Below are 23255 nucleotides of genomic sequence, written 5' to 3'. Positions count from 1 at the left end.
CCGGTCAGCCGGCCTGGTTCCAGCCGGTGAGGGCCGGGCGGTCGTGCTCGTGGCCCAGGGTGCCGAACGACCCGGCGTGCAGGGCGAACAGTGCACCGGCGGTCGGCTCCAGCCGCAGCCAGCGGGCGGTCAGGATGCGCAGCACGTGGCCGTGCGCGACCAGCGCGACGTCGCCGTCGGCCAGGAGCGGGCGGACCCGGTCCAGCACCCGGTCGCACCGGGCCGCGACCTCGTCCAGCGTCTCGCCCGGGGTGTCGCCGGGCTCGGTGCCGTCGGTCCACAGCGACCAGGTCCGGCCGAGCTCCGCCGAGATCTCCGGCGTGGTGCGGCCCTCCCAGCGGCCGTAGTCGACCTCGACCAGGTCGGGGTCCACGGTGTCGGTGGCCAGCCCGGCCAGCTCCGCGGTCCGCCGGGCCCGCTCGCGCGGGCTCACCCGCACCTCGACGAACGAGCGGCCGGCCAGCGGCCCGCGCAGCGCCCGGGCCTGCGTCTCGCCCTCGGGCAGCAGCGGCAGGTCGGTCACCCCGGTGTGCTGCCCGCTGAGGCTCCACTCGGTCTGCCCGTGCCGGACGACGACGATCTCACCCACCTGCGGTCCCCTCCCTCGGGCGGCCCCCGGCGGACAGTCCGCCGGCCACCGCCATCACCACGATCGCACCCAGCACCACCAGCATCGGCAGGGTCCAGCTGCCGGAGACGTCGTGCACCGCCCCGACCACCAGCGGTCCGGTCGCCGCGACGGCATAGCCGCCGCCCTGCACCATCGCCGAGGTCCGCCGGTTCTCGGCCAGGTCGCGCGACCGGGCCACGATCGCGATGAACACCACCGTCAGGCCCCCGCCCTGGGCGACCCCGGCCAACGCGCACCACAGCGGCCACAGCCCCGGCGCGGCGAGCAGCCCGATCGGGAGCGTGGCCCAGGTGGCCGTCACGGCCAGCAGCACCGCCGCCGGTCGCCGCCACCAGGCCACCAGCGCCGGGACGGCGAAGGCCCCGGCGACGGCGAACACCTGGAACAGCGAGCTGCTCACCCCGGCGGCGCTGCGCGTGAGCCCCTGCTCGTCGGCCAGCAGCGTGGGCAGCCAGGCGGTCACGCCGTAGTAGCTGAAGGCCTGGGCCGCGAACGCCAGCGTCAGGCCCCAGACCGCGGGCTGCCGCCAGACCGGTCGGGCGTCGGCGGCGGGGGGCGGGGGCGGCGGTGCCTGGCCCGCGCGGGCGGCCTGCCGTCGCAGCCCCGCCGTCCAGACCAGGCAGGCGACGCCGACCAGCAGGCCCCACGAGGCCAGCGCCCAGCGCCAGCCCACCAGGTCGGCCAGGGGAGCGGTGAGGGTGGTGGTCAGCGTCGCGCCGATGTTCAGCGCCGAGGTGTAGGCCGCGGTGACCACGTGCGTGACGCCGGGGAAGTCCCGCCCGATGACCACGGGGACGACGACGTTGCCCACCGTGATCGCCAGACCCAGCACCACCGTGCCGGCCAGCGCGGTGCGGACGTCGCCGACCGAGCGCAGCACCGTGCCGGCCAGCACGCCCAGCATGGACAGCAGCACGGCCCGGTGCGTGCCGGCGCGGGCGATGACCCACGAGGCCAGCGGAGCGGCCAGCCCGAACAGCAGCACCGGGATCGACGTGAGCAGCCCGACCGTGCCGGCGCCGACCGCGAGGTCGCTGCGCAGCTCGCCGGCCACCGGGGCCACCGCGATCAGCGGGCCGCGCAGGTTCAGCGCGACCAGCAGCACCCCGGCCAGCAGCAGGCCCGGCACCGCGGCGCGCGTCGTCGTCCCGACCCCCGTGCTCACCCGCACAGCTTCCTCCCCGTCGGGAACACCGCCGCCCCCGGTCGGCGCTGCACCTCCCATGACCTCCTCCACCACCCACCCTGCGACGTTCGCCCTCGGGGGCGACCTCACCGTCCACCGCCTCGGCTACGGCGCCATGCAGATCACCGGCGACGGCGTCTGGGGTCCGCCGGCCGACCGCGAGGGCGCCCTGGCCGTGCTGCGTGCCGCGGTCGAGCACGGCGTCGACTTCATCGACACCGCCGACTCCTACGGCCCGCAGGTCAGCGAGCAGCTGATCCGCGACGCGCTGCACCCCTACGCCGACGGCCTGGTCATCGCCACCAAGGCCGGTCTGACCCGCACCGGCCCGGGCGTGTGGCCCCCGGTCGGCCGCCCCGAGTACCTCACGCAGCAGGTCGAGCTCTCGCTGCGCAACCTGGGCGTGGAGCGGATCGACCTCATCCAGCTGCACCGCATCGACCCGCAGGTGCCCCTGGCCGACTCCCTCGGCGCGTTCGTCGAGCTCAAGGAGCAGGGCAAGGTCCGGCACATCGGCGTCAGCGAGGTCTCGTTGGAGGAGTTGAAGCAGGCGCAGGCGATCACCGAGATCGCCAGCGTGCAGAACCTCTACAACCTGACCAACCGGCAGTCCCAGGACGTGCTGGACCACGCCACCGCCGAGGGCATCGCGTTCATCCCGTGGTTCCCGATCGCCACCGGCGACCTGGCCAAGCCCGACAGCCCGGTGGCCGACATCGCCCGCGAGCTCGGTGCCAGCCCCTCGCAGGTGGCCCTGGCCTGGCTGCTGCAGACCTCGCCGGTCGTGCTGCCCATCCCGGGCACCAAGTCCGTCGACCACCTGACCGAGAACCTCGGTGCGGCCCAGCTGACCCTGTCCGCGGAGGACGTCGCGCGCCTGGACGCGCTGGCCTGATAGACCTGCGGGCATGGACGCCGACGTCTTCGCCCAGGTCCGCACCGCCGTCCGCGAGCTCGTCCGGGAGCGCGTGGTCCCCCTCGAGGAGCAGATCGAGGAGACCGACGCCGTCCCGGACGAGCTGCGCCGCGCCGCCGCCGACATGGGCCTGTTCGGCTACGCCCTGCCCGAGGAGTTCGGCGGCCTCGGCGTCACGATGAGCGAGGACGTGCAGCTGGCCTTCGAGTTCGGCTACACCTCGCCGGCGTTCCGCTCGCTGTTCGGCACCAACAACGGCATCGCCGGCCAGGTCATCGCCCGCTTCGGCGACGAGGCGCAGCAGAAGGCGTGGCTGCCCGGGCTGGCCGCCGGTGACCTGATCGGCTCGTTCGCCCTCACCGAGGCCGAGGCCGGCTCCGACCCCGCGGGCCTGCGGACGACGGCCCGCCGCGACGGCGACGACTGGGTCATCACCGGCGGCAAGCGCTACATCACCAACGCCCCCATCGCCGACCTGTTCGTGGTCTTCGCCCGGTCCGAGCCCGAGCAGACCGGCGGCCGGGGCATCTCCACCTTCCTGGTCCCGGCGACCACCCCCGGCGTGACCGTGGGCCCGCACGACCGGAAGACCGGGCAGTCCGGCGCCTGGACCGCCGAGGTGTTCCTCGACGACGTCCGGGTGCCCGCCGACGCCCTGGTCGGCGAGCAGGGCCGGGGGTACAGCAAGGCGCTGACCGTGCTGTCCCGCGGTCGGCTGCACGTCGCCGCGCTGTGCGTGGGGATGGCGCAGCGGGTGCTCGACGAGTCCGTCGCCTACGCCGCCACGGCCGAGCAGGGCGGCGCGCCGATCGGCCGGTTCCAGCTGGTGCAGGCGCTGATCGCCGACATGCACACCGAGCTGCTGGCGGGGCGGGCGATGGTGGTCGACGTCGCGGCCCGGTACGACACCGGCGAGGACACCTCGATCGGGCCCTCGGCGGCGAAGCTGTTCTGCTCGGAGATGGTCGGCCGGGCCACCGACCGCGCCGTGCAGGTGCACGGCGGGCTGGGCTACCTGCGCACCACCCCGGTCGAGCGGTTCTACCGCGACGCCCGGCTCTACCGGCTCTACGAGGGCACCAGCGAGGTGCAGCGGGTCATCGTCGGGTCGGGCCTGCTCCGCGCGGCGGGCATGGCTCGTGGTTGAGCTGCTCACCGGGGAGGCGCGCGACGTCCGGCGGGCGGCGGTCGCCGACCTGGGCGACGCGCTGCGCGACCTGGTGGACGCCTGCGTGCGCACGGAGGTGCCCGACGGCGAGCTGGCCGACGTCGCGGCCACCGCCCGCGAGCTCGCCACCCGGCTGCGGGCGTCGGGCCGCGGGCTGACCGGGGTCGCCTCCTGCGACGACCCGGCCGCCGGCGAGCGCTGGTACTCCCCGGTCTACGGGCCGGGCAGCCCGGTCGCCCCGCCGCTGGCCGTCGACTCCGCCGGCCCCGACGGCGTCACCGCCCACGTCACCCTCGGCAAGGCGCACGAGGGGCCGCCCGGGCTGGTGCACGGCGGCACGACCGCGACCCTGCTCGACCACGTGCTGGCCCGCGCCGTGCGGGTGGCCGGCTCCGGCGGGCTGACCGCGACGCTCACGGTGACCTACCGGCGCCCGGTGCGGCTGGGCGTGCCGCTGCTGCTCACCGCCCACGTGATCGGGACGGAGGGCCGCCGGACGACCGCGCGCGGCACCGTGGCCGCCGCCGACGAGCCGGGCACCGTGCTGGCCGAGGCCGAGGGCCTGTTCGTCGCGCTGCGCCCGGAGACCGCCGCGGCCACCTTCGCCGGCGTCGACCACGCCGTCCAGGCCTGGACGGCGCGCTGACCTCAGGGCTGCAGCAGCGGCCCGGTCCCGCCCTCGCCGCGGCCCAGCGCCGCCACGAAGTCGGCCAGCAACCGGTCGCCGCGGCGCCGCGGGTCCCACCCCAGGACTCGGCGCGCACGCGTGGTGTCCAGCGCCGGGACGCCGAGCCCGAGGTCCAGCCAGCCGGGCTCGGTGGGCACCAGCCGGGCGTGGAAGGCCGCGGACAGCCCGGCCCGCAGCAGCGCACGGGGGACGGGCACCCGCCGCGAGCCCAGCGCGGCGGCGAACCCGGCCGGGTCCAGCACCGGCTCGGCGGACAGGTTGAACGCACCGCCGGCCCGCCGGTCGACGACCCGGAGCAGGGCGTCGGCGACGTCGTCGGCGTGCACGAAGCCCAGGTGCAGGTCGTCGGGCAGCGGGAGGGGCAGCGCGCCGGCCACCGCGGCCGGCAGCGCCTGCGCCCCGCGCAGCAGCAGCGGGCCGAGGAAGTACCGGCCGATCTCGGTCGCCGCGTCGGGCTGCAGCACGAGCGTCGGCCGGATGACGGTCACCGCGGTGTCCGGGTGGGCGGCGGCGAACTCCCGGGTGAGCTGCTCGACCTCGACCTTGTCGCGGCTGTACTGGGAGCTGGGCACCCCGGTGGTCGGCCAGTCCTCGTCGACCCGGTCGGCCGGGTTGCCGGCGGCGTAGCTGCCCAGCGAGGACATCACGACGACGTGGCCCACCCCGGCGTCCGCGGCGGCCTGCAGCACCCGGCGGGTGCCCTCGACGTTGACCTCGCGGAGCAGGTCGGGGTGCCGCCCGGGCTGCAGCGCCCACGCCAGGTGGACGACGGTGGTGGCGCCGGTGAGGAACTCCCGCAGCAGGCCGGCCGCGTCGGGGCGGCCCAGGTCGGTGTGCGTCCAGAAGACCGATGCGTAGGGGGCGGTGTCGGGGGGCTCGCGCCGGGCGAGGCCGCGCACCTGGTGCACGCCGGTGAGGCCGAGCTGGCGCAGCAGCGCCGTCCCGACGTTCCCGGTGGCGCCGGTGACGGCGACGGTCTGCCCGTCGAGGTGGCCGGGGTCGGCAGGTGTGGTCACCGGGTCGCCCTACCCGGGCGGGTGCAGGCTCACGCCGCCGGGCGCCAGTCCGCGTGCGGCGGCCATCGCCTCGGCCTGCTCCTCGACGACCGCCCGGTCGAAGGGCCCCCAAGGCGTGATCGCCAGCGCCAGCCGGCCGCCGGTGGTGCGCGGCCGCCAGGTGCCGGCGACCTCGCCGTCGACCAGGACCGCACCCGGCCTCCCGAGCACCGGCCACAGCTCCTTCACCGGCCGGTCGGGGACCAGCAGCTCCCGGTCGCGCACCTGCAGGTACGGGTCGAAGGGCGCCAGCAGGCGGGTGGTGCGCGGTCGGTCCGGGGGCACGGTGCCCGCCAGCACCCAGCGCTGCTCGCCCTCGACCGCCACCGGCTCCGCGTCGGCGGGCCAGCGGCGGCGCACCTCGGCCACGGTGGAGTCCACGGACGCCGCGACCTGCTTCGGCGTGGTCGGCCCGGCCAGCCGCAGGTGCGCCCGGACGACGTCGAGCCGGTCGGGCGCCTGCCCGGCGGGGACGAACCCGGGCACGGGGTCCAGCACCGGCGGTGACGTCCCGGGCCGCAGGACGAGCCCGGCGGGGAGCGCGGCCAGCCGGAAGGTCTGCTCGTAGGCGTGCACCGCGTCGCAGGGCCGGCAGTGCCGCAGGTAGGGCTCGGGCAGCCGGTCGCGCAGCGCCGCGGACATGTCGCCCTTGACCGTGGGGGTGCGGGCGATGTCGCGCATCTCCCGCGCCACCACCTCCAGCGCGGTGCGCACCGGGATGCCGGCTGCCTTCAGCGGTCGCGCGCCGTCGAAGATCCGCTTGGCCGCGTCGGCCTCGGACCACGGCGCGGTCGCGGCGGCGACCCCGGCCAGGTCGGCCCGGCGGTAGGTGTGCGGGGCCCCGCGCAGCGTCCACGCGGTGACCAGGTCGTCGTCGGCCGGGTCGGTGAGCCCGCGGACGGCCAGCGCCCACCGCGCGGCGCCGGCCGGGCCGGTGTCCTGCACGCCGAGGTCCAGGACGGCTGTGTCGGCCACGGTGCCGCCGGCGGCCCGGTCGAGCTGGTGGGCGCGCACCCGGTGGGCCAGGACGTCGTCCCTCGTCCAGACCGTCCCCGTGGTCGTCCCGGTGGTCATCCCCGCACGTGCTCCGCGACCAGGGCGCCGAGGCGGTCGCCGGCGGTCTCGGGCACCCAGTGGGTGACGCCGGGCAGCACCTCGAGCCGGTAGTCGCCGGTGACGTAGGGCGCGGTGGCCTCGGTGCCGGCCCGGCCGAGGAAGCCGTCGCGGTCGCTCCAGACGTGCAGCGTGCGCACGGCCACCCGGCCGACCGGGTCCGAGGCCCCCAGCGGCAGCGCGCGGTACCAGTCCAGTGCCGCGGTCAGCGCGCCCGCCGGCCGCAGCCGGGCGACGGTGTCGGCCGCGTCGGCCCGGGGCAGGCCCGCCCGCACCAGCAGGTCGGCCAGGAACGCGCCGTTGCCGCGGGTCAGCAGCTTCTCCGGCACGACGGGCAGCTGGAAGAACGCCATGTAGGCCGACTTCAGGCCCTGGGTGCTGGTCACGAAGGACTTCGTGAACGCGGCCGGGTGGGGGACCGAGACCGCGGTCAGGCTGGCGACCCGGTCGGGGTGCCAGGCGGCGATCGCCCAGGCGACCATCGCGCCCCAGTCGTGGCCGACCACGTGCGCCCGCTCCAGGCCGGCGGCGTCCAGGAGGGCGCGGACGTCGTCCACCAGCTCGCGCACCACGTAGGACCGGCGACCGGTGGGCCGGGCGCCGGGGGAGTAGCCCCGCTGGTCCGGGGCCAGGGTGCGCAGCCCGGCGTCGTGCAGCACGGGGACCACGCGGTCCCAGCTGCCGGCGTGCTGCGGGAAACCGTGCAGCAGGACGACGGGCTCGCCGTCGGCCGGGCCGGCGTCGCGCACGTCGAAGGTCAGTCCGGAGCGGGTGAAGGAGTCCACGCCCTCCAGCATGCCGCGCCCCCGGAACAGGTGCGTCCGCGTGCATCCGGTTGAGGGCGGCCGGATCGGGCACCCCACGACCATGCCGATCACGCCCACGGGGTACGCCCACGTCCGCCTCACCGTCACCGACATCACCCGCTCCAAGCAGTTCTACGACTCGGTCTTCGGCCTCCCGGTGGCCATCGACGGCCAGGACGGCGACCCGGCCTTCGCCTTCGGCGGGGTCATCTACGCCATCGACGGCTCGACGCTGCTGGGCCTGCGCCCGGTGGCCGACGACCGCTTCGACGAGGACCGCACCGGCCTGGACCACCTCGCCCTGAAGGTCGGCTCCAAGGCCGAGATCGACGACGCCGCCCGGCACCTGGACTCCCTGGGCATCCCGCACGAGGGCGTCAAGGACATCGGCCAGGGCTGGATCCTCGAGTTCCGCGACCCCGACCACGTCGCGCTGGAGCTCATGGCCCCCAAGTGATCCGCTGACCCGGCTGCGGGCCGGCCGACCCGGTGGCACGCTGGCCGGGTGGGTGCGCTGAGCGGGTTGGTCGACCGGGGACTGATGGCACCGGACTGGGCGGAGGCCCTGGCCCCGGTCGAGGACCGGATCGCCGCCATGGGGCAATTCCTCCGCGACGAGGTGGCCGCCGGTCGGCCCTACCTACCGCACGGCGACCACGTGTTCCGGGCCTTCCAGGCGCCGCTGGCCGGCGTCCGGGTGCTCGTCGTGGGGCAGGACCCCTACCCCACGCCGGGCCACCCGATCGGGCTGAGCTTCGCCGTCGACCGCGGGGTCCGACCGCTGCCCAAGAGCCTGGTGAACATCTACAAGGAGCTGCACGACGACCTGGGCATCGAGCCCGCCCGCCACGGCGACCTGACGCCGTGGCGGGACCGCGGGGTGATGCTGCTCAACCGGTCGCTGACCGTGCGGCCCGGGACGCCGGCCTCGCACCGCGGCAAGGGCTGGGAGCACATCACCGCGCACGCCATCGGGGTGCTGGTGGAGCGGGCCGGCGCGGGCCAGCCGATGGCGGCGATCCTCTGGGGCAAGGACGCCCAGGGGCTGGAGGCGCACCTGGGCGCCGTCCCGTCCGTCGCGTCGCCGCACCCCTCGCCGCTGTCGGCCAGCCGCGGGTTCTTCGGCAGCACGCCGTTCAGCCGGGTGAACGCCCTGCTGGCCGAGCAGGGCGCCGAGCCGGTCGACTGGTCGCTGCCGCCGGTCGACCAGCTCCCCGCCGCCTGACCGGGCCTCAGGCGGCCGGCGGCCAGGTCTTGGCGACCATGGTCAGCACGTCGTAGGTGGCCACCGGCGCCCCGGCCGAGTCGACGACCACGGCGTCCCAGCGGACCTCGCCGTGGTCGGCGCCCCCGCGCGGGGTGATCTGCTTGCAGGTCAGCGTCACCGTGACCTGCTCGCCCGGCTTGACCGGGGTCAGGAACCTGAGGTTGTCCACCCCGTAGTTGGCCAGCACCGGGCCCGGGTCGGGGTCGACGAACAGGCCGGCGGCCCAGCTGACGATCAGGTAGCCGTGCGCCACCCGGCCGCCGAAGAGCGGGTTGGCCGCGGCGGCCGCCTCGTCCATGTGGGCGTAGAACGTGTCGCCGGTGAACTCGGCGAAGTGCTCGATGTCGGCCAGCGTGATCTCCCGCGGCCCGGCGGTCACCGAGTCCCCGATCCGCAGCTCGGCCAGGGACTTCCGGAACGGGTGCACGCCGTCGTCGCGGCGCGCGGCGCCGGTCACCCAGCGGTTGCCCACCCCGGTGAGCAGGTCGGGCGAGCCCTGGACGGCGGTCCGCTGCATGTGGTGCAGCACGCCGCGGACCCCGCCCAGCTCCTCGCCGCCGCCGGCCCGGCCCGGCCCGCCGTGCACCAGCACGGGCAGCGGCGAGCCGTGGCCGGTGGACTCCCCGGCGTCGTCCCGGTCCAGCACGTGCACCCGGCCGTGGGCGGACCCGGCGCCGAGCACGAACTGCCGGGCGACCGCCGGGTCGTGGGTCACCAGCGAGGCGACCAGCGAGCCCTGGCCGCGGCGGGCCAGCGCGACCGCGTCGGCCAGCCCGTCGTAGGGCAGCACGGTGGCGACCGGGCCGAACGCCTCCACGTCGTGCGGCTCGGGGGCGGCCGGGTCGTCGCAGCGCAGCAGCATCGGCGGCAGGAACGCCCCGCGCTCCCGGTCGGCGCCGGTGACCGCGAAGTCGGTGGGGTCGCCGACCACGAGCTGGGCGTGGGTGCGCAGCCGGTCGACCGCGCGCAGCACCTCGTCGCGCTGGTCCACCGACGCCAGGGCGCCCATGGTCACGCCGTCCGCTCCGGGGGCACCGACCACGACGTCGGCCAGCCGCGCGCCGATGGCCTCGACCACGGCGTCGGCGTGCTGGCGGGGCACGATCGCCCGGCGGATCGCGGTGCACTTCTGCCCGGCCTTGACCGTCATCTCGGTGACCACGCCGTCGACGAACAGCGCGAACTCTGGGGTGTCCGGGCCGGCGTCGGGGCCGAGCACCGAGCAGTTCAGCGAGTCGGCCTCGGCGTTGAACCGCACCGCGCGCTCGGTCACCGCCGGGTGCGCGCGCAGCAGCGCCGCGGTGGACGCCGACCCGGTGAACCCGACCAGGTCCCGGCCGTCCAGGTGGTCCAGCAGCCCGGACGCCGACCCGCTCAGCAGCTGCACCGAGCCCTCGGGCAGCAGGCCGGTGGCGATGATCGCGCGGAACACGGCCTCGGTCAGGTAGGCGGTCTGCGACGCCGGCTTGACGATGGTGGGCAGCCCGGCCAGGAACGCCGGGGCCAGCTTCTCCAGCATCCCCCAGACCGGGAAGTTGAAGGCGTTGATCTGCACCGCGACGCCGGTCATCGAGGTGTAGACGTGCTGGCCCAGGAAGGTGCCGCCGCGGCCCAGCGGGGTGGGCGGGCCGTCGAGCACCAGGACGTCGTCGGGCAGCTCGCGGCGCCCGGTCGAGGCGTAGGACAGCAGCGTGCCGAACCCGCCGTCGATGTCGACGACGTTGTCCCCGTCGGTGGCCCCGGTGCGGTGCGACAGGGCGGCGAACTCGGCCTTGCCGGCCATCAGGTGCGCGCCGAGCGCCTTGAGCAGGGCGGCGCGCTGGTGGAAGGTGAGCTCGCGCAGCGCCGGTCCGCCGACCTCGCGGGCGTGGGTGACCATCCCGGCGACGTCCAGCCCGCGGCTGCCGATCCGGGCGACGGTCTCGCCGGTGACCGCGTCGGGCAGCGGGGTGCCCTCGTCGGCGCTGGCCCACCAGCGGCCGGCGGCGTAGCTCTCGAGCAGGGGTGCAGCGGTCATCGGTGCTCCTCGGGTCGCGCGGGTCAGGGCAGAAGGCGGAAGCCGGCGCACACGGCGTGCACCGCGGCGATCCGGCCCTCGTCGTCCAGGTCGTAGTAGGCGCGCTGCTCGACCAGGTGCCGGCCGTCGTCGTTGCGGACGACCAGCCGGTAGTCGACCCGGTGCCGGTCGGCGACGTCGGCGGTCTCCACCGACAGCACCTCCTCGACGACGTCGGCGGGCTCGAACCACACGTACAGGACCTCGTGCACCGTGGCCTCGGCGGTGCCGGCCTCCCAGAAGCGGCCCGGGGTCATCCCGCGGAACACCACCGTCGGGCTGAGGACGGCGAGCAGGCCGGCGGTGTCCTTGGCGGCCAGCGCCCGGACGAACTCGGCACCCGGGACGGTCACGACGCCCGCAACCCGGAGAACAGCGTGGTGACCAGGCCGTCGGCGAGGGCCTCGGCGGACAGCCCGCCGCCGGGTCGGTACCACTCGGTGAGGGAGTTGACCGTGCCGAACAGCAGCCGGCTGGTCAGCGCGGGGTCGACGTCCGGGCGGACGGACCCCTCGGCCACGCAGTCGCGCACCAGCTCGGTGACCGCTCGGTCGAACTCGCGCCGCCGGCCCAGTGCGTGCGCCTCGACGGGGGAGTTGCCGCGCACGCGCAGCAGCAGGGTGACGAACGGGAGCTCGGCGACGAGCACACCCACCGACCCGCGCACGACCTGCTCGAGGCGGTCGACCGCCGGTCCCTCGCCGGTCGAGGCCAGGACGGCGAACAACCCGTCCAGCGCCCGGTCCAGCGCCAGCTCCAGCAGCTCGACCTTGGACCGCACGTGGTGGTAGATCGCGGACTTGGTGACCCCGAGCCGGTCGGCCAGGACGTCCATCGAGGTGGCCTCGTAGCCGCGCTCGTTGAACACCGCGACGGCGACGTCCAGCAGCGAGTCCAGCGAGTGCCCGGGGCGGCCGCGCCGGACCTGCGCCGGGACCGGCGCGGTCACGGTCGGGCGCGCCGGTCGGTGAGCCGCTGCAGCTTGCCCATCGACCGCGGGAGGGTCTCCGGGTCGACGACGACCACCTCGACCGACGTCCCCACCGTCTCCTTGAGCAGCACCTGCACCTCGGCGGCGGCCGGCGAGCGGCGCTCGGGCGGGCAGTCGGGGCGGGCCTCGACCGAGACGACCAGGTGGTCCATCCGGCCGCGGGTGGACAGCTCCAGGGCGAAGTGCGGCGACAGCCCCGAGGTGCGCAGCACGACCTCTTCGATCTGGGTCGGGAACAGGTTCACCCCGCGCAGGATGATCATGTCGTCGGTGCGGCCGGTGACCTTCTGCATCCGGCGCATGCCCGGCCGCGCGGTGCCCGGCAGCAGACGGGTGAGGTCGCGGGTGCGGTACCGGATGATCGGCAGCGCCTCCTTGGTCAGCGAGGTGAACAGCAGCTCGCCCTCCTCGCCGTCGGCCAGCGGCTCCGCGGTCAGCGGGTCCACGACCTCGGGGTAGAAGTGGTCCTCCCAGACGTGCAGGCCGTCCTTGCTCTCCACGCACTCCTGGCTGACGCCGGGGCCCATGACCTCGCTCAGGCCGTAGATGTCCACGGCGTCGATGTCGAGGCGGTCCTCCATCTCCCGGCGCATCTGCTCGGTCCACGGCTCGGCGCCGAAGATGCCGATCTGCAGGCTGGAGGAGCGGGGGTCCACGCCCTGGCGCTCGAACTCGTCGACCAGCGCGAGCATGTAGGACGGCGTCACCATGATGATCCGGGGCCCGAAGTCCCCGATCAGCTGCACCTGGCGCGGGGTCATCCCCCCGGAGATCGGGACGACGGTGCAGCCCAGCGCCTCGGCGCCGTAGTGCGCTCCCAGCCCGCCGGTGAACAGCCCGTACCCGTAGGCGTTGTGCAGCACGTCGCCGCTGCGGCCACCGGCGGCCCGGATGGAGCGGGCCATGACGGTGGCCCAGGTGTCGATGTCGCGCCGGGTGTAGCCCACGACGGTCGGCTTGCCGGTGGTCCCCGAGGACGCGTGCACCCGGGAGACCTGCTCCTTGGGCACGGCGAACATGCCGAAGGGGTAGTTGTCCCGCAGGTCGGCCTTGGAGGTGGTCGGGAACCTCGCCAGGTCGGCGAGGGAGCGGCAGTCGTCGGGGTGCACGCCGTGGGCGTCGAAGGCCCGCCGGTAGTGCGGCACGTTCTCGTAGGCGTGCCGCAGGGTCCACTGCAGGCGCTCGAGCTGGAGTGCGCGCAGCTCGTCGGTGCCCATCCGCTCGGCCGGGTCCAGCAGGGCCGGGTCGGGGGCCTCGCCGAGGCGCTGCGGTGCGGACGTCGTCGTCACGGGGACTCCCGGAGCTGCAGGATTACTGACCGTTCGGTCAGTCATGCAAGACCTCCGGGGTGGCCGCTGTCAACCCGCGGTCATGTCCCCGGTGGCCGGGGCGCCCCCGACCAGGCCGTAGCGCAGCAGGACGCTGCCGGTGGGCGCGGCGGCCGGTGGCGCGAGCAGCCGCAGGGTGGAGGGCACGGTGCCCTCGGCGAACACCTTCTTGCCCTGCCCGAGCGTGATCGGGTGCAGCCACAGGTGCAGCTCGTCGAAGAGCTCCTCGCGCAGCAGGGTCTGCACCAGGTCCAGGCTGCCGACCACCTTGGTGACCGCGTGCCGGTCGCGGACCTCGCGGACCGCGGTCGCCAGGTCCGGACCGAGCTGGGTGGACCCCGCCCAGGACAGGTCCGGGGTGCCGCGCGAGGCCACGTACTTCGGGACGGCGTTGAACAGGTCGGCGAACGCGTCGGTCTGCTGCGGCCAGTACGCGGCGAAGATGTCGTAGGTCCGCCGGCCCAGCAGCAGCGCCTCGGTGCCCTCGTAGGAAGCCTGGACCTGGGCACCGGCGACGTCGTCCACGAGCGGCGCCTGCCAGCCGCCGAAGCCGAACCCGCCGGAGGGGTCCTCGTCCGGTCCGCCGGGCGCCTGGCCGACGAGGTCGAGGGTGGCGAACAGCTCGAGGTGGATCTGGCCCATGGCGTGCTCCTCGGTGGTGGGCGGGTCGTCGAGGAGGGGACCGCCGCGCGCGCCAGGACTCATCGCACTCGGCGGGACGTCAGACGGGGACGACCTCGAGGAGGTCCTCGACGCCGCGCAGGTCCGATGCGTTGCGGGTGTAGAGGCGGGCGCCGTGGGCGTGCGCGGTGGCGGCGATGAGCAGATCCATCGTGCGGGCACGTGGCTGCCGACCGACGGCCACCACGGCGGCGGCGAGCCGGCCGTAGCTGGCGGCCACCGCGTCGTCCACCGGCAGGGCGTCGAACCGGCGCTGCAGGACGGAGAGCCTGCGGAGGCGCTCGGCGCGGGCGGCGGGGTCGGCGGCCACCAGGACCCCGAAGTGCAGCTCCGACAGGGTGGCTGCACTGATCGCCAGCTCGCCGTCCAGGGGAGGCACGTCGTGGGCGACGACCACGCTGGTGTCCAGCACCGCTCTCATCGGGCGTCCTCCCACGGATCGCGCAGGCCGTCGTCGACGAGGTCCCGGTCCGCGGCCCAGGTCGGGTCGCCCGGGCCGTCGAAGAGCTCGGCGATGTCGCTCCAGGGTCGCCAGGTCCTCGTCCCGGCCGGGACGAGGCGTGCGCTGGGGCGGCCGGCGACGGTGATGAGGACCTGCTCGCCGTCCTCCACCCGGCGCAGCAGCTCCGATGCCTGCTGCCGGAGTTCGCGGAGCCCGACGGTCGTCACGACCAGCAGTGTTGCACATGTGCTACACGATGGCCACGACGCGCCCGACGCAGGGGTTGTGCGCCGGCGGGATCCCGGGCACACTCATTACCGACCGGATGGTCAGTAAATGACCGCAGGAGGTTCGCAGATGTCCGCACCGACCGTCGCCCGCCCCACCGAGGACGAGCTGCAGGCCCACTTCGACGCCACCATCGCAGCCGACCGCCGGGTCGAGCCGCGCGACTGGATGCCCGAGGCCTACCGCAAGGGCCTGGTGCGGCAGATCGCCCAGCACGCGCACTCCGAGATCATCGGCATGCAGCCCGAGGGCGACTGGCTGCTGGCCGCGCCGTCGCTGCGCCGCAAGGCCGTGCTGCTGGCCAAGGTGCAGGACGAGGCCGGCCACGGCATGTACCTGTACTCCGCGGCCGAGACCCTCGGCGCCGACCGGGCGGACCTGACCGACAAGCTCATCGAGGGCCGGCAGAAGTACTCCTCGATCTTCAACTACCCCACGCTGACCTACGCCGACTGCGGCGTCATCGGCTGGCTGGTCGACGGCGCGGCGATCTGCAACCAGGTCCCGCTGTGCCGCAGCTCCTACGGCCCGTACGCCCGCGCCATGATCCGGGTCTGCAAGGAGGAGTCCTTCCACCAGCGGCAGGGCTACGAGCTGCTGATGACGATGATGCGCGGCACCCCCGAGCAGCGCGCCATGGTGCAGGACGCCGTGGACCGCTGGTGGTGGCCCTCGCTGATGATGTTCGGCCCGCCGGACGACGACAGCCCGAACTCGGCGCAGTCGATGGCCTGGGGCGTCAAGCGGCACAGCAACGACGAGCTGCGCCAGCGCTACGTCGACATGTCGGTCCCGCAGGCCGAGGCCCTCGGCGTCACGCTGCCCGACCCCGAGCTGGCGCTGGACCCCGAGACCGGCCGCTACCGGTTCGGCCAGATCGACTGGACCGAGTTCAAGCAGGTCATCTCCGGCAACGGGCCGTGCAACGCCGAGCGGATCACCCGCCGCCGGGCCGCCCGCGACGACAACGCCTGGGTGACCGAGGCCGCGACCGCCTACGCCGACAAGCACTCGGCATGAGCGAGACCACCGCGGAGGGTGGGCACGGCGCCGTCCCCACCGGGCCGGAGATCCCCAGCGGCGCCGAGCCGACGCGGGCCAACACCCGCCGGGACTGGCCGCTGTACGAGGTGTTCGTCCGCGGCAAGCGCGGGCTGAACCACGTGCACGTCGGCTCGCTGCACGCCCCCGACGACGAGATGGCCGTGCACGCCGCCCGCGACGTGTTCACCCGCCGCAACGAGGGCGTGAGCATCTGGGTCGTCCAGGCCAAGGACATCACCGCGTCCAGCCCGGACGAGAAGGACCCGATGTTCGCCCCCGCCGGCGACAAGGTCTACCGCCACCCCACGTTCTACGAGATCCCCGAGAACGTCCCCCACATGTGAAGGACCCCCTCGTCCCCCCGCACTCCTCGTACCTCGGAGCGCGGGACCCCTACGAGGGGGCCGTACTGCGCCGCACCCCTCCGGGGCGCGTGGGCGGCCGGCCCGATCGACAAGGAGCACCGCAGTGGTTCACGAGGAGACCGTCTACGACGCGTTGGACCACGCCCACGGGGGCGAGGGCCAGTGGGCGTTCGGCACCGGGTTCGACGACCCGCTGGCCGGGGTGGACACCACCGTGCCCGAGGGCGTGGACCCCGCCGACCTGGGCGCGTACTGCCTGATGCTCGGCGACGACGCGCTCGTGCTGTGCCAGCGGCTCACCGAGTGGGCGACCCGCGCGCCGGAGCTCGAGGAGGAGGTCGCGATCGCCAACTGCGGCCTGGACCTGCTCGGCCAGGCCCGGCTGCTGCTGGCCCGCGCCGGCACGTGCGGCGTCCTCGGCCGCAGCCGCGAGCACGCCACCGGCTCGATCCCCGACGAGGACGCGCTGGCCTACTTCCGGGACGCCGACGAGTTCCGCAACCACCACCTGGCCGAGGCCGACGGCGGTGACTTCGCGCAGACGATGGTCCGGCTGCTGGTCGCCAGCACGCACCGGCTGGCGCTCTTCGCGCACCTGCGCACCACCCGGGACCCGGTGCTCTCGGCGATCGCGGCCAAGGGCGTGCCCGAGCTGACCTACCACCGCGACCACGCCGCACGCTGGGTGCTGCGGCTGGGCGACGGCACCCCCGAGTCGCACCGCCGGGCCCAGGCCGCCGTCGACGCCGTCTGGCCGCTGGTCGCCGACCTGTCCACCGCCACCGACGTCGAGCGCCGCCTGGTCGAGCAGGGCGTCGCGGTCGACCCCGCCGCCGTCCGCGACGAGGTGCGCGACGTGCTGACGATGGTGGTCGAGCGGGCCACGCTGACCGTCCCCGAGTGGCCGGCCGACCGGCCCAGCCCCGGCCGCGCCGGCGAGCACACCGACGAGCTCGCCCCGCTGCTGGCCACCCTGCAGGGCCTGGCCCGCGAGCACCCGGCGGCCACCTGGTGAGCGACACCCTCACCCGGGACCCCCGGGCGGTCGCCGAGACCGTCACCGACCCCGAGCTGCCGATGCTCACCCTCGCCGACCTGGGCGTGCTGCGCGACGTCGCCACCGCCGACGATGGCACCGTGGTCGTCACGATCACGCCGACCTACTCCGGCTGCCCGGCGATGGGCGTCATGCGCGCCGACCTGGTGCACGCCCTGCACCGGGCCGGGTTCGCCGACGTCGACGTCCGCACCGTGCTGTCCCCGCCGTGGTCGACCGACTGGATCAGCGAGGACGGCCGCCGCAAGCTCGCCGAGGGCGGCATCGCCCCGCCCGGGCACGCCCCGGTGCGCGCCGACGGTCCGGTCCCGCTGAACCTGGGCCCCACCCGCCGGACCGCGGCCTGCCCGCTGTGCGGGTCGCCGGACACCGAGGAGCTCAGCGAGTTCAGCGGCACCGCGTGCAAGGCGCTGCGCCGTTGCCGCAGCTGCCGGGAGCCCTTCGAGCACGTCAAGGAGATCTGAGTGAGCGCCCCCGCCCGCCGCCGTCCGCAGTTCCACCCGCTCACCGTCGCCCGGGTGGAGCAGCTCACCGACGACGCCGTCGCGGTCACCTTCGACGTGCCCGCCGAGCTGGCCGAGGACTACGCGTTCGCCCCCGGCCAGGCGCTGACCCTGCGCCGGGTGGACGGCGACCGGGACGAGCGCCGGTCCTACTCCATCTGCGCACCGATGGGTGCCGCCCCGCGGGTCGGCGTCCGCGAGGTGCCCGGCGGCTACTTCTCCGCCTGGCTGGTCAACGAGGTGCGCGCCGGCCAGACCATCGACGTGCTGCCGCCCTCGGGCACGTTCACCGCCGACCTCTCCACCCCGGCCGACCACGTGTTCGTCGTCGCCGGCTCCGGGGTCACCCCGGTGCTCAGCCTGGCCGGCACCGTGCTGCGGGACGGCGAGTCCACGGTGACCGTCTTCTACGGCAACCGCCGCACCAACACCGTCATGTTCGCCGACGAGCTGGCCGACCTGAAGGACCGCTTCGGCGAGCGGCTGCAGCTGGTGCACGTGCTCTCCCGCGAGCCGCGGGACGCCGAGGTCACCAGCGGCCGGCTGGACGGCGAGCGGCTGCGCACGCTGGTGCAGGCGCTGGTCGACGTCCCCGACGTGGAGCACTGGTGGCTGTGCGGACCGCACGGCATGGTCACCGAGGCCCAGGAGCTGCTGGCCGAGCTGGGCGTGCCCACCGACCGGGTGCACCAGGAGCTGTTCTTCGTCGACGACGCGCCGCCGGAGCCGGTCCGCGGTGACGACCAGACCGTCGACGGGCCGGCCAGCCAGGTCACCATCGTGCTGGACGGCCGGTCCACGACGCTGGCGCTGGAGCAGGGCGTGCCGGTGCTGGACAGCGCGCAGCGGGTCCGCTCGGACCTGCCCTTCGCCTGCAAGGGCGGCGTGTGCGGCACCTGTCGGGCCAAGGTCACCGCCGGCGAGGTCGAGATGCGCCGCAACTACGCGCTGGACGCCGACGAGGTGGCCAAGGGCTACGTGCTCACCTGCCAGACCGTCCCGGTGTCCGCCGAGGTGACCGTCGACTTCGACGCGTAGCTACCCTTCTCCCTGTGACGCGAAGAGTGGGGGCCGGAGGCTCCCGCGAGGAGCGGCAGGACGGGCTCGTCGCAGCTGGGGACGGCACCTGGCCGCCGTGTCGTCCGGAGGACGACGATGCCATCGCCATCGCCGAAGAGCTGATCGTGCTGCTGGACGACGACGGCCGGGAGATCGGCACGATGCCCAAGCGGCTGGTGCACCACGGGGAGACCCCGCTGCACCGCGCGTTCTCGGCCTACCTGTTCGACGCCGAGGGCCGGTTGCTGGTGACCCGGCGGGCGGCCACCAAGCAGACCTTCCCGGACATGTGGACCAACACGGTGTGCGGCCACCCCGGGCCGGGCGAGGCCGACGCCGACGCCATCGCCCGCCGGGCCTCCGACGAGCTCGGCCTGCAGGTGGCGCAGCTGCGCCCGGTGCTGCCGGACTACCGCTACCGGGCCGAGCTGGCCGGCATCGTGGAGAACGAGATCTGCCCGGTCTACCTGGGCGTGCTGGTGGGCGAGCCCGCCCCGGCGACCGACGAGGTGGGGGAGTGGGAGCTGCTGACCTGGGCGGCGTTCCGCGCCCGGCAGGCCGCCGAGGGCGACGCGTGGTCGCCGTGGTGCCGGGAGCAGGCCGACCTGATCGAGACCACCGGGCTGCTGCCCGCGGCCTGACCCGCCCGGGTCAGGCGGTGCGGGGGTCGATGACCAGCCGGACGACGCAGCCGTCGCCGTGCGCCAGCGGCGCGGTGGTCATCCGGTCCACCGCGCGCCGGGCCAGCCACAGACCCATGCCGCCGACGGAGAGGTCCCGGCCGTGCGCCGGGCCGTATCCGGCCAGCGGCTCGTCGAAGCCCTGCCCGCGGTCGGCCACCACGCACAGCACGCGCTGCTCGGTGACCCACAGCCGGACGTCGACCGGGGGCACGCCGTGCTCGGCGGCGTTGGAGACCACCTCGTCGATGGCGAGCACCAGGTCACCGGCCTCGTCGGGGTCCAGCGGCCCGTCGGCGAGGCTGGCGGTCAGCGCCCGGCGCAGGTCGCGCAGGCTGACGACGTCCTCGACCTCGAGCGTCGGTCGGGTGGTCTCCAGCGGGTCCGGGCCCGGGGCGGCCCACAGCGAGCGGAGCACCTCGGCGGGGTCCCGCCGGTCCGGGTTGTCCAGCACGCCGTCGCCCCCGAGCAGGCCGGGGTGGCAGGCCAGCGCGCGGGCGACCTCCGGGCCCAGGTCGGCCTCGTCGAGCATGCAGAAGTGGTCGACCGTGCGGTCGGCGAGCACGTGGTTCAGCAGGGCCTCGGTCTGCAGCCAGGCCGCCATCCCGGGGCCCAGCAGGCCCACGCTGTCGGTGACCAGCTGCACGCGGGACCGCGTCCCGCCGAACCGGTCCAGCAGCGCGGAGTAGCCGGCCAGCGCGTCGGGCGCCCGGCCCTGCAGCGGCGCGGGGTCCACGGTGTGCACACCCGGCCCGGGCAGCTGGTCCTGGAGTGCGGCAGCGAGCGGCGCGGAGCAGGCCAGCACGACGGAGCCGCCGGCGCCGAGCCCGGCCCGGAGCACCGGGGCCAGCGCCGCGGCGGTGTCGGGTCCGGCGGCGCCCAGCCGAGCGGCGTGCACGTACCCCACCGGAGCCGTCCCGCTCACGTGTCCACCCCCGCCGTCGACCTGCACTTCTCATGCATGCCCGCGATCCGGGGTTGCACACATCACCCGGCCCCCTCTCGTCGTCCCGGGGTGTGATGTTCGCCGGAGGGGTTGACACCCCCCCGGCGGCGGGCAGCGGTCCGGGGGTGACGACGACGCTGCCCGCACCCGCCCGGGTCGGCTGTCCCAAGCGGATGGTCTTCGGCCCGTGCGGCGGCGTGCGCGCGGACGGCGGCTGCGAGGTGGCCGACCACCCGTGCACCTTCCTCGCCGACCCGGCGCCGCCGTGGGACCAGCCGGTGCCCGTGCCCGCCCCCCGGCCCGGCAGCCTGCTGGCCCGGGCGGCGGCGGGGCCGGTCGTCCTCACCGACCTCACCGTGGCGCCCTTCGACCCCGCGTCGGTCCGGGCGGTCGTCGCCGAGCTGGCCGCGGGGTCGGACGGCCTGCTGCTGGGGGAGCACCAGAACCGGCCCGACCTGCCGCCGACCCTGCTGGCCGCCGAGGTGCTCGCCGCCGGTGGCCGGCCCTGGGTCACCCTCGCCTGCCGGGACCGCAACCGGCTGGTGCTGGAGCAGGAGCTGGCCGGGCTGGCGCTGGTCGGGGTGGACGGCGTGCTGTGCGTGACCGGCGACGGCCGGGGGCCGGGGGTGCGGCCGGGGGTCACCCAGGTGTTCGACCTGGACGGACCCCGGCTGGCCGAGCTGGCTGCCCGGGTCGGGTTGAGCGCCGCCGTCCCGGAGTCCCCGGAGGCGCCCCCGACCGCCGCCCGGCCGGCGCGGGTGGCGCTCAAGCAGCGGGCCGGCGCCGCGCTCTGCGTGCTCAACCACGTCTCCGGCCCGGCCCGGGTCGCCGCCTTCGTGCAGGCGTGCCGCAGCGAGGGCGCGACGCTGCCGTTCCTGGCGTCGGTCGCGGTCTACACCGACGAGCGGTCGGCCCGGGTGCTGCAGGCCTTCCCCGGCCTGCACCTGGACGCCGCCGTAGTGAAGCGAGTGCTGGCCGCACCCGACCCGGTCGAGGCCGGGATCGCCGCCGCCGTGGCCGAGGCGCGGGCGCTGCTGGCGGTGCCCGGCGTGGTCGGGGTCAACCTGTCCGGGCTCGCCTCGGACCGCGGCGTGCTGGCCGGCGCGCGCACCAAGGCCGAGGTGGCCCGACGGATCCGGGAGGGACAGGCATGAGCGAGCTGGACAGCGCGGCGATGGAGGACGAGTTCGGGGTCGCGGCGGCGTGGACGGAGGAGGCCGTGCGGGCGCTCGGCCCGGGGTACGGCCTGCCCGCCGGGTGCCGGGGCTCGGGCAGCGTGGGGTCCCTGCGCTGGCTGGCCGACCGGCTGGCGCTGGCGCCCGGCGACCTGCTGGTCGACGCCGGGTCCGGGGTCGGTGGCCCGGCCGCCTGGGTGGCCGGCGACCGCCAGGTGCGCCCGGTCTGCTGCGAGCCCATGGTCGGGGCGGTGCACGCCTCCCGGTACCTGTTCGGGCTGCCGTCCGCGGCGGCGATGGGCCAGGCGCTGCCGCTGGCCGACGGCGTCGCGGGCGCCGCCTGGAGCCTGGGCGTGCTGTGCACGACCAGCGACAAGGCCGGTGCGCTGGCCGAGCTGCGGCGGGTGCTGCGTCCCGGTGGCCGACTGGGCCTGCTGGTCTTCGTGCAGGTGGTGGACGAGCTGCCGTCGCCGCCCCCGGAGGGCAACGAGTTCCCCACCGACGACGAGCTGGACCGGCTGCTGGACGCGGCCGGGTTCGACGTGGTCGAGCGGGCGCCGGCCGACCTGCACGACAACCCGCCCGGCTGGGACGACGCCGCCGACGCGGTGGACGCCGAGGTCGCCCGCCGGCACGGCGACGACCCGCGGCACGGCCGTTCGGCCCGGCAGGCCGGCCGGATGGGGGACCTGCTGGCCGCCGAGGCCCTCCGCCCGACCCTGGTGGTGGCCACCCGCCGGGCATGACGGCGGCACCCCGGGCGTTGGCGCGGGCGTGCACGCAGAGGTGGTGGTCATGGGGGCCGGGCAGGCCGGGCTGTCGGCGGCCTACCACCTGCAGCGGGCGGGCGCGGACTTCGTGGTGCTGGACGCCGACGCCGCGCCCGGCGGCGCCTGGCAGCACCGGTGGGCCTCGCTGCGGCTGGACCGGGCCAACGGCATCGCCGACCTGCCCGGGCTGCCGCTGACCGGGGACCCCGCCGAGCGCGCCTCGACCGCGATGGCCCGGTACTTCGCGGAGTACGAGGTGCACTTCGCGCTGCCGGTGCGGCGGCCGGTCGCCGTCCGCCGGGTGACCCGGACCGTCGACGGCTTCGCGCTGCGGACCAGCGAGGGCGACTGGACCGCGCGCGGCCTGGTCAACGCCACCGGCACGTGGTCCCGGCCGTTCTGGCCCGCCTACCCCGGCCGGGAGACCTTCCGCGGCCGGCAGCTGCACGCCGCGCAGTTCCCCGAGGCCGCCGACTTCGCCGGCCAGCACGTGCTGGTGGTGGGCGGCGGCATCTCGGCGCTGCAGCTGCTCATCGAGGTCGCCGAGGTGACCCGCACCACCTGGGTCACCCGGCGGCCGCCGGTGTGGCGGGAGACCGACTTCGACCCCGACGCCGGCCGGGCGGCCGTGGCCCTGGTGGAGCAGCGGGTCCGGGCCGGCCTGCCGCCGGGCAGCGTGGTGTCGGTGACCGGGCTGCCGGTCACCGGGGAGGTCCGCCGGGCCCGCGAGCGCGGGGTGCTGGACCGGCTGCCGGTCCCCGACCGGATGACCCCGACCGGGGTGGCCTGGGACGACCCGGCCCGCACCCTGGACGTCGACGTGGTGCTGTGGGCCACCGGTTTCCGGGCCGCGCTGGACCACCTCGCCCCGCTGCACCTGCGCGGGCCCGGGGGCGGCATCGCCGTGGAGGGCACCCGGGTGGTGGCCGAGCCCCGCCTGCACCTGGTCGGCTACGGCCCGTCGGCCAGCACGATCGGGGCCAACCGGGCCGGCCGCACCGCCGTCCGGGAGCTGCTGGCCACCCTGGGCGGCTGAGCGG

General features: G+C 75.6%; 27 protein-coding genes. 14 read left to right on the top strand and 13 right to left on the bottom strand.

Features of this window, described 5'->3' with window-relative positions:
- Window positions 1-4: 4 nt before the first annotated feature.
- Both UXQ13_RS18385 and UXQ13_RS18380 read right to left on the bottom strand, forming a co-directional pair.
- Entirely contained in the window at window positions 5-589 is a 585-nt protein-coding gene (locus UXQ13_RS18385) for a histidine phosphatase family protein (protein ID WP_336392691.1), read from the bottom strand.
- Window positions 582-1796, bottom strand: a complete 1215-nt coding sequence (locus UXQ13_RS18380; RefSeq protein ID WP_336392690.1) for an MFS transporter — start codon at window positions 1794-1796, stop codon at window positions 582-584. The genes UXQ13_RS18385 and UXQ13_RS18380 overlap by 8 nt, the downstream gene beginning before the upstream one ends.
- Window positions 1797-1854: 58 nt before the next feature.
- Here UXQ13_RS18380 and UXQ13_RS18375 point away from each other — a divergent pair, with 58 nt between their 5' ends.
- From UXQ13_RS18375 to UXQ13_RS18365, 3 genes are read left to right on the top strand one after another with little or no spacing between them, the layout of a single operon-like run.
- The gene (locus UXQ13_RS18375) at window positions 1855-2712 is read left to right on the top strand and encodes an aldo/keto reductase (RefSeq protein WP_336392689.1); all 858 of its coding nucleotides are present in this window, start codon (window positions 1855-1857) and stop codon (window positions 2710-2712) included.
- Between the two features lie 13 nt (window positions 2713-2725).
- A complete protein-coding gene (locus UXQ13_RS18370) occupies window positions 2726-3880 on the top strand; it encodes an acyl-CoA dehydrogenase family protein (RefSeq protein ID WP_336392688.1) in 1155 nt (384 codons plus the stop codon).
- On the top strand, window positions 3873-4547 hold the full coding sequence (locus UXQ13_RS18365; RefSeq protein ID WP_225232533.1) for a PaaI family thioesterase: 675 nt from the start codon (window positions 3873-3875) through the stop codon (window positions 4545-4547). The genes UXQ13_RS18370 and UXQ13_RS18365 overlap by 8 nt, the downstream gene beginning before the upstream one ends.
- A gap of 2 nt (window positions 4548-4549) precedes the next feature.
- Here the strand turns inward: UXQ13_RS18365 and UXQ13_RS18360 are convergent, their stop codons facing one another.
- From UXQ13_RS18360 to UXQ13_RS18350, 3 genes are read right to left on the bottom strand one after another with little or no spacing between them, the layout of a single operon-like run.
- Window positions 4550-5605: an NAD-dependent epimerase/dehydratase family protein gene (locus tag UXQ13_RS18360; RefSeq protein ID WP_225232532.1), complete on the bottom strand. Its 1056-nt coding sequence runs from the start codon at window positions 5603-5605 to the stop codon at window positions 4550-4552.
- 9 nt (window positions 5606-5614) lie between these two features.
- Window positions 5615-6718 carry a DNA glycosylase AlkZ-like family protein gene (locus UXQ13_RS18355; protein ID WP_336392687.1) on the bottom strand — a complete coding sequence of 368 codons (1104 nt, stop codon included), beginning with the start codon at window positions 6716-6718 and terminating at the stop codon, window positions 5615-5617.
- Entirely contained in the window at window positions 6715-7542 is an 828-nt protein-coding gene (locus UXQ13_RS18350) for an alpha/beta fold hydrolase (protein ID WP_336392686.1), read from the bottom strand. Before UXQ13_RS18350 ends, UXQ13_RS18355 begins: the two co-directional genes overlap by 4 nt.
- 82 nt (window positions 7543-7624) lie before the next feature.
- Here UXQ13_RS18350 and UXQ13_RS18345 point away from each other — a divergent pair, with 82 nt between their 5' ends.
- Window positions 7625-8020 carry a VOC family protein gene (locus UXQ13_RS18345; protein WP_336392685.1) on the top strand — a complete coding sequence of 132 codons (396 nt, stop codon included), beginning with the start codon at window positions 7625-7627 and terminating at the stop codon, window positions 8018-8020.
- Window positions 8021-8068: 48 nt separating this feature from the next.
- A complete protein-coding gene (locus tag UXQ13_RS18340; protein ID WP_336392684.1) occupies window positions 8069-8788 on the top strand; it encodes a uracil-DNA glycosylase in 720 nt (239 codons plus the stop codon).
- 7 nt (window positions 8789-8795) lie between these two features.
- Here UXQ13_RS18340 and paaZ read toward each other — a convergent pair whose 3' ends face one another.
- The 7 genes from paaZ to UXQ13_RS18305 form a co-directional block, all read right to left on the bottom strand.
- Entirely contained in the window at window positions 8796-10847 is a 2052-nt protein-coding gene (paaZ, locus tag UXQ13_RS18335) for a phenylacetic acid degradation bifunctional protein PaaZ (protein WP_336392683.1), read from the bottom strand.
- Window positions 10848-10870: 23 nt separating this feature from the next.
- Window positions 10871-11239, bottom strand: a complete 369-nt coding sequence (locus tag UXQ13_RS18330; RefSeq protein ID WP_336392682.1) for a hypothetical protein — start codon at window positions 11237-11239, stop codon at window positions 10871-10873.
- A complete protein-coding gene (locus UXQ13_RS18325) occupies window positions 11236-11835 on the bottom strand; it encodes a TetR/AcrR family transcriptional regulator (RefSeq protein ID WP_225232525.1) in 600 nt (199 codons plus the stop codon). Before UXQ13_RS18325 ends, UXQ13_RS18330 begins: the two co-directional genes overlap by 4 nt.
- The gene (paaK, locus tag UXQ13_RS18320) at window positions 11832-13166 is read right to left on the bottom strand and encodes a phenylacetate--CoA ligase PaaK (RefSeq protein WP_336392681.1); all 1335 of its coding nucleotides are present in this window, start codon (window positions 13164-13166) and stop codon (window positions 11832-11834) included. Before paaK ends, UXQ13_RS18325 begins: the two co-directional genes overlap by 4 nt.
- A 69-nt stretch (window positions 13167-13235) precedes the next feature.
- Entirely contained in the window at window positions 13236-13910 is a 675-nt protein-coding gene (locus UXQ13_RS18315) for a dihydrofolate reductase family protein (RefSeq protein WP_336392680.1), read from the bottom strand.
- A gap of 16 nt (window positions 13911-13926) precedes the next feature.
- Window positions 13927-14307, bottom strand: coding sequence for a type II toxin-antitoxin system VapC family toxin (locus UXQ13_RS18310; RefSeq protein ID WP_336392679.1), 381 nt, complete (start codon window positions 14305-14307; stop codon window positions 13927-13929).
- Entirely contained in the window at window positions 14304-14555 is a 252-nt protein-coding gene (locus tag UXQ13_RS18305) for a type II toxin-antitoxin system Phd/YefM family antitoxin (RefSeq protein ID WP_225232521.1), read from the bottom strand. The genes UXQ13_RS18310 and UXQ13_RS18305 overlap by 4 nt, the downstream gene beginning before the upstream one ends.
- 130 nt (window positions 14556-14685) lie before the next feature.
- On the opposite strand from UXQ13_RS18305, the gene paaA reads away from it, so the two are divergent.
- From paaA to idi, 6 genes are all read left to right on the top strand, one after another.
- On the top strand, window positions 14686-15636 hold the full coding sequence (paaA, locus tag UXQ13_RS18300; protein WP_336392678.1) for a 1,2-phenylacetyl-CoA epoxidase subunit PaaA: 951 nt from the start codon (window positions 14686-14688) through the stop codon (window positions 15634-15636).
- The gene (gene paaB, locus UXQ13_RS18295) at window positions 15633-16004 is read left to right on the top strand and encodes a 1,2-phenylacetyl-CoA epoxidase subunit PaaB (RefSeq protein WP_380092203.1); all 372 of its coding nucleotides are present in this window, start codon (window positions 15633-15635) and stop codon (window positions 16002-16004) included. The genes paaA and paaB overlap by 4 nt, the downstream gene beginning before the upstream one ends.
- A gap of 124 nt (window positions 16005-16128) precedes the next feature.
- Window positions 16129-17040 (top strand): 1,2-phenylacetyl-CoA epoxidase subunit PaaC, encoded by a 912-nt coding sequence (paaC, locus tag UXQ13_RS18290; RefSeq protein WP_225232519.1) that lies wholly within the window; start codon window positions 16129-16131, stop codon window positions 17038-17040.
- Window positions 17037-17546 carry a 1,2-phenylacetyl-CoA epoxidase subunit PaaD gene (gene paaD, locus UXQ13_RS18285; protein WP_336392677.1) on the top strand — a complete coding sequence of 170 codons (510 nt, stop codon included), beginning with the start codon at window positions 17037-17039 and terminating at the stop codon, window positions 17544-17546. Before paaC ends, paaD begins: the two co-directional genes overlap by 4 nt.
- Complete coding sequence (gene paaE / locus UXQ13_RS18280; protein ID WP_336392676.1) at window positions 17547-18623, top strand: 1,2-phenylacetyl-CoA epoxidase subunit PaaE; 1077 nt, start codon at window positions 17547-17549, stop codon at window positions 18621-18623.
- A gap of 14 nt (window positions 18624-18637) precedes the next feature.
- Window positions 18638-19285, top strand: coding sequence for an isopentenyl-diphosphate Delta-isomerase (gene idi / locus UXQ13_RS18275; RefSeq protein ID WP_336392675.1), 648 nt, complete (start codon window positions 18638-18640; stop codon window positions 19283-19285).
- A 10-nt stretch (window positions 19286-19295) separates the two neighbouring features.
- On the opposite strand, the gene UXQ13_RS18270 is transcribed toward idi, so the two are convergent.
- Window positions 19296-20249, bottom strand: coding sequence for an ATP-binding protein (locus UXQ13_RS18270; protein WP_336392674.1), 954 nt, complete (start codon window positions 20247-20249; stop codon window positions 19296-19298).
- Between the two features lie 146 nt (window positions 20250-20395).
- Between UXQ13_RS18270 and UXQ13_RS18265 the strand changes: the two genes are divergently transcribed.
- From UXQ13_RS18265 to UXQ13_RS18255, 3 genes are read left to right on the top strand one after another with little or no spacing between them, the layout of a single operon-like run.
- A complete protein-coding gene (locus UXQ13_RS18265; RefSeq protein WP_336392673.1) occupies window positions 20396-21424 on the top strand; it encodes a methylenetetrahydrofolate reductase C-terminal domain-containing protein in 1029 nt (342 codons plus the stop codon).
- On the top strand, window positions 21421-22191 hold the full coding sequence (locus UXQ13_RS18260; protein ID WP_336392672.1) for a class I SAM-dependent methyltransferase: 771 nt from the start codon (window positions 21421-21423) through the stop codon (window positions 22189-22191). The genes UXQ13_RS18265 and UXQ13_RS18260 overlap by 4 nt, the downstream gene beginning before the upstream one ends.
- Before the next feature lie 49 nt (window positions 22192-22240).
- A complete protein-coding gene (locus UXQ13_RS18255) occupies window positions 22241-23251 on the top strand; it encodes an NAD(P)-binding domain-containing protein (protein WP_336392671.1) in 1011 nt (336 codons plus the stop codon).
- Window positions 23252-23255: the final 4 nt, after the last annotated feature.

The sequence above is a fragment of the Klenkia terrae genome (genome assembly GCF_037083865.1).
In the GTDB taxonomy this organism is placed as follows: domain Bacteria; phylum Actinomycetota; class Actinomycetes; order Mycobacteriales; family Geodermatophilaceae; genus Klenkia; species Klenkia terrae.
Note: the sequence above shows the minus strand (reverse complement) of the source record. Positions and strands in the feature narration are given on the sequence as shown.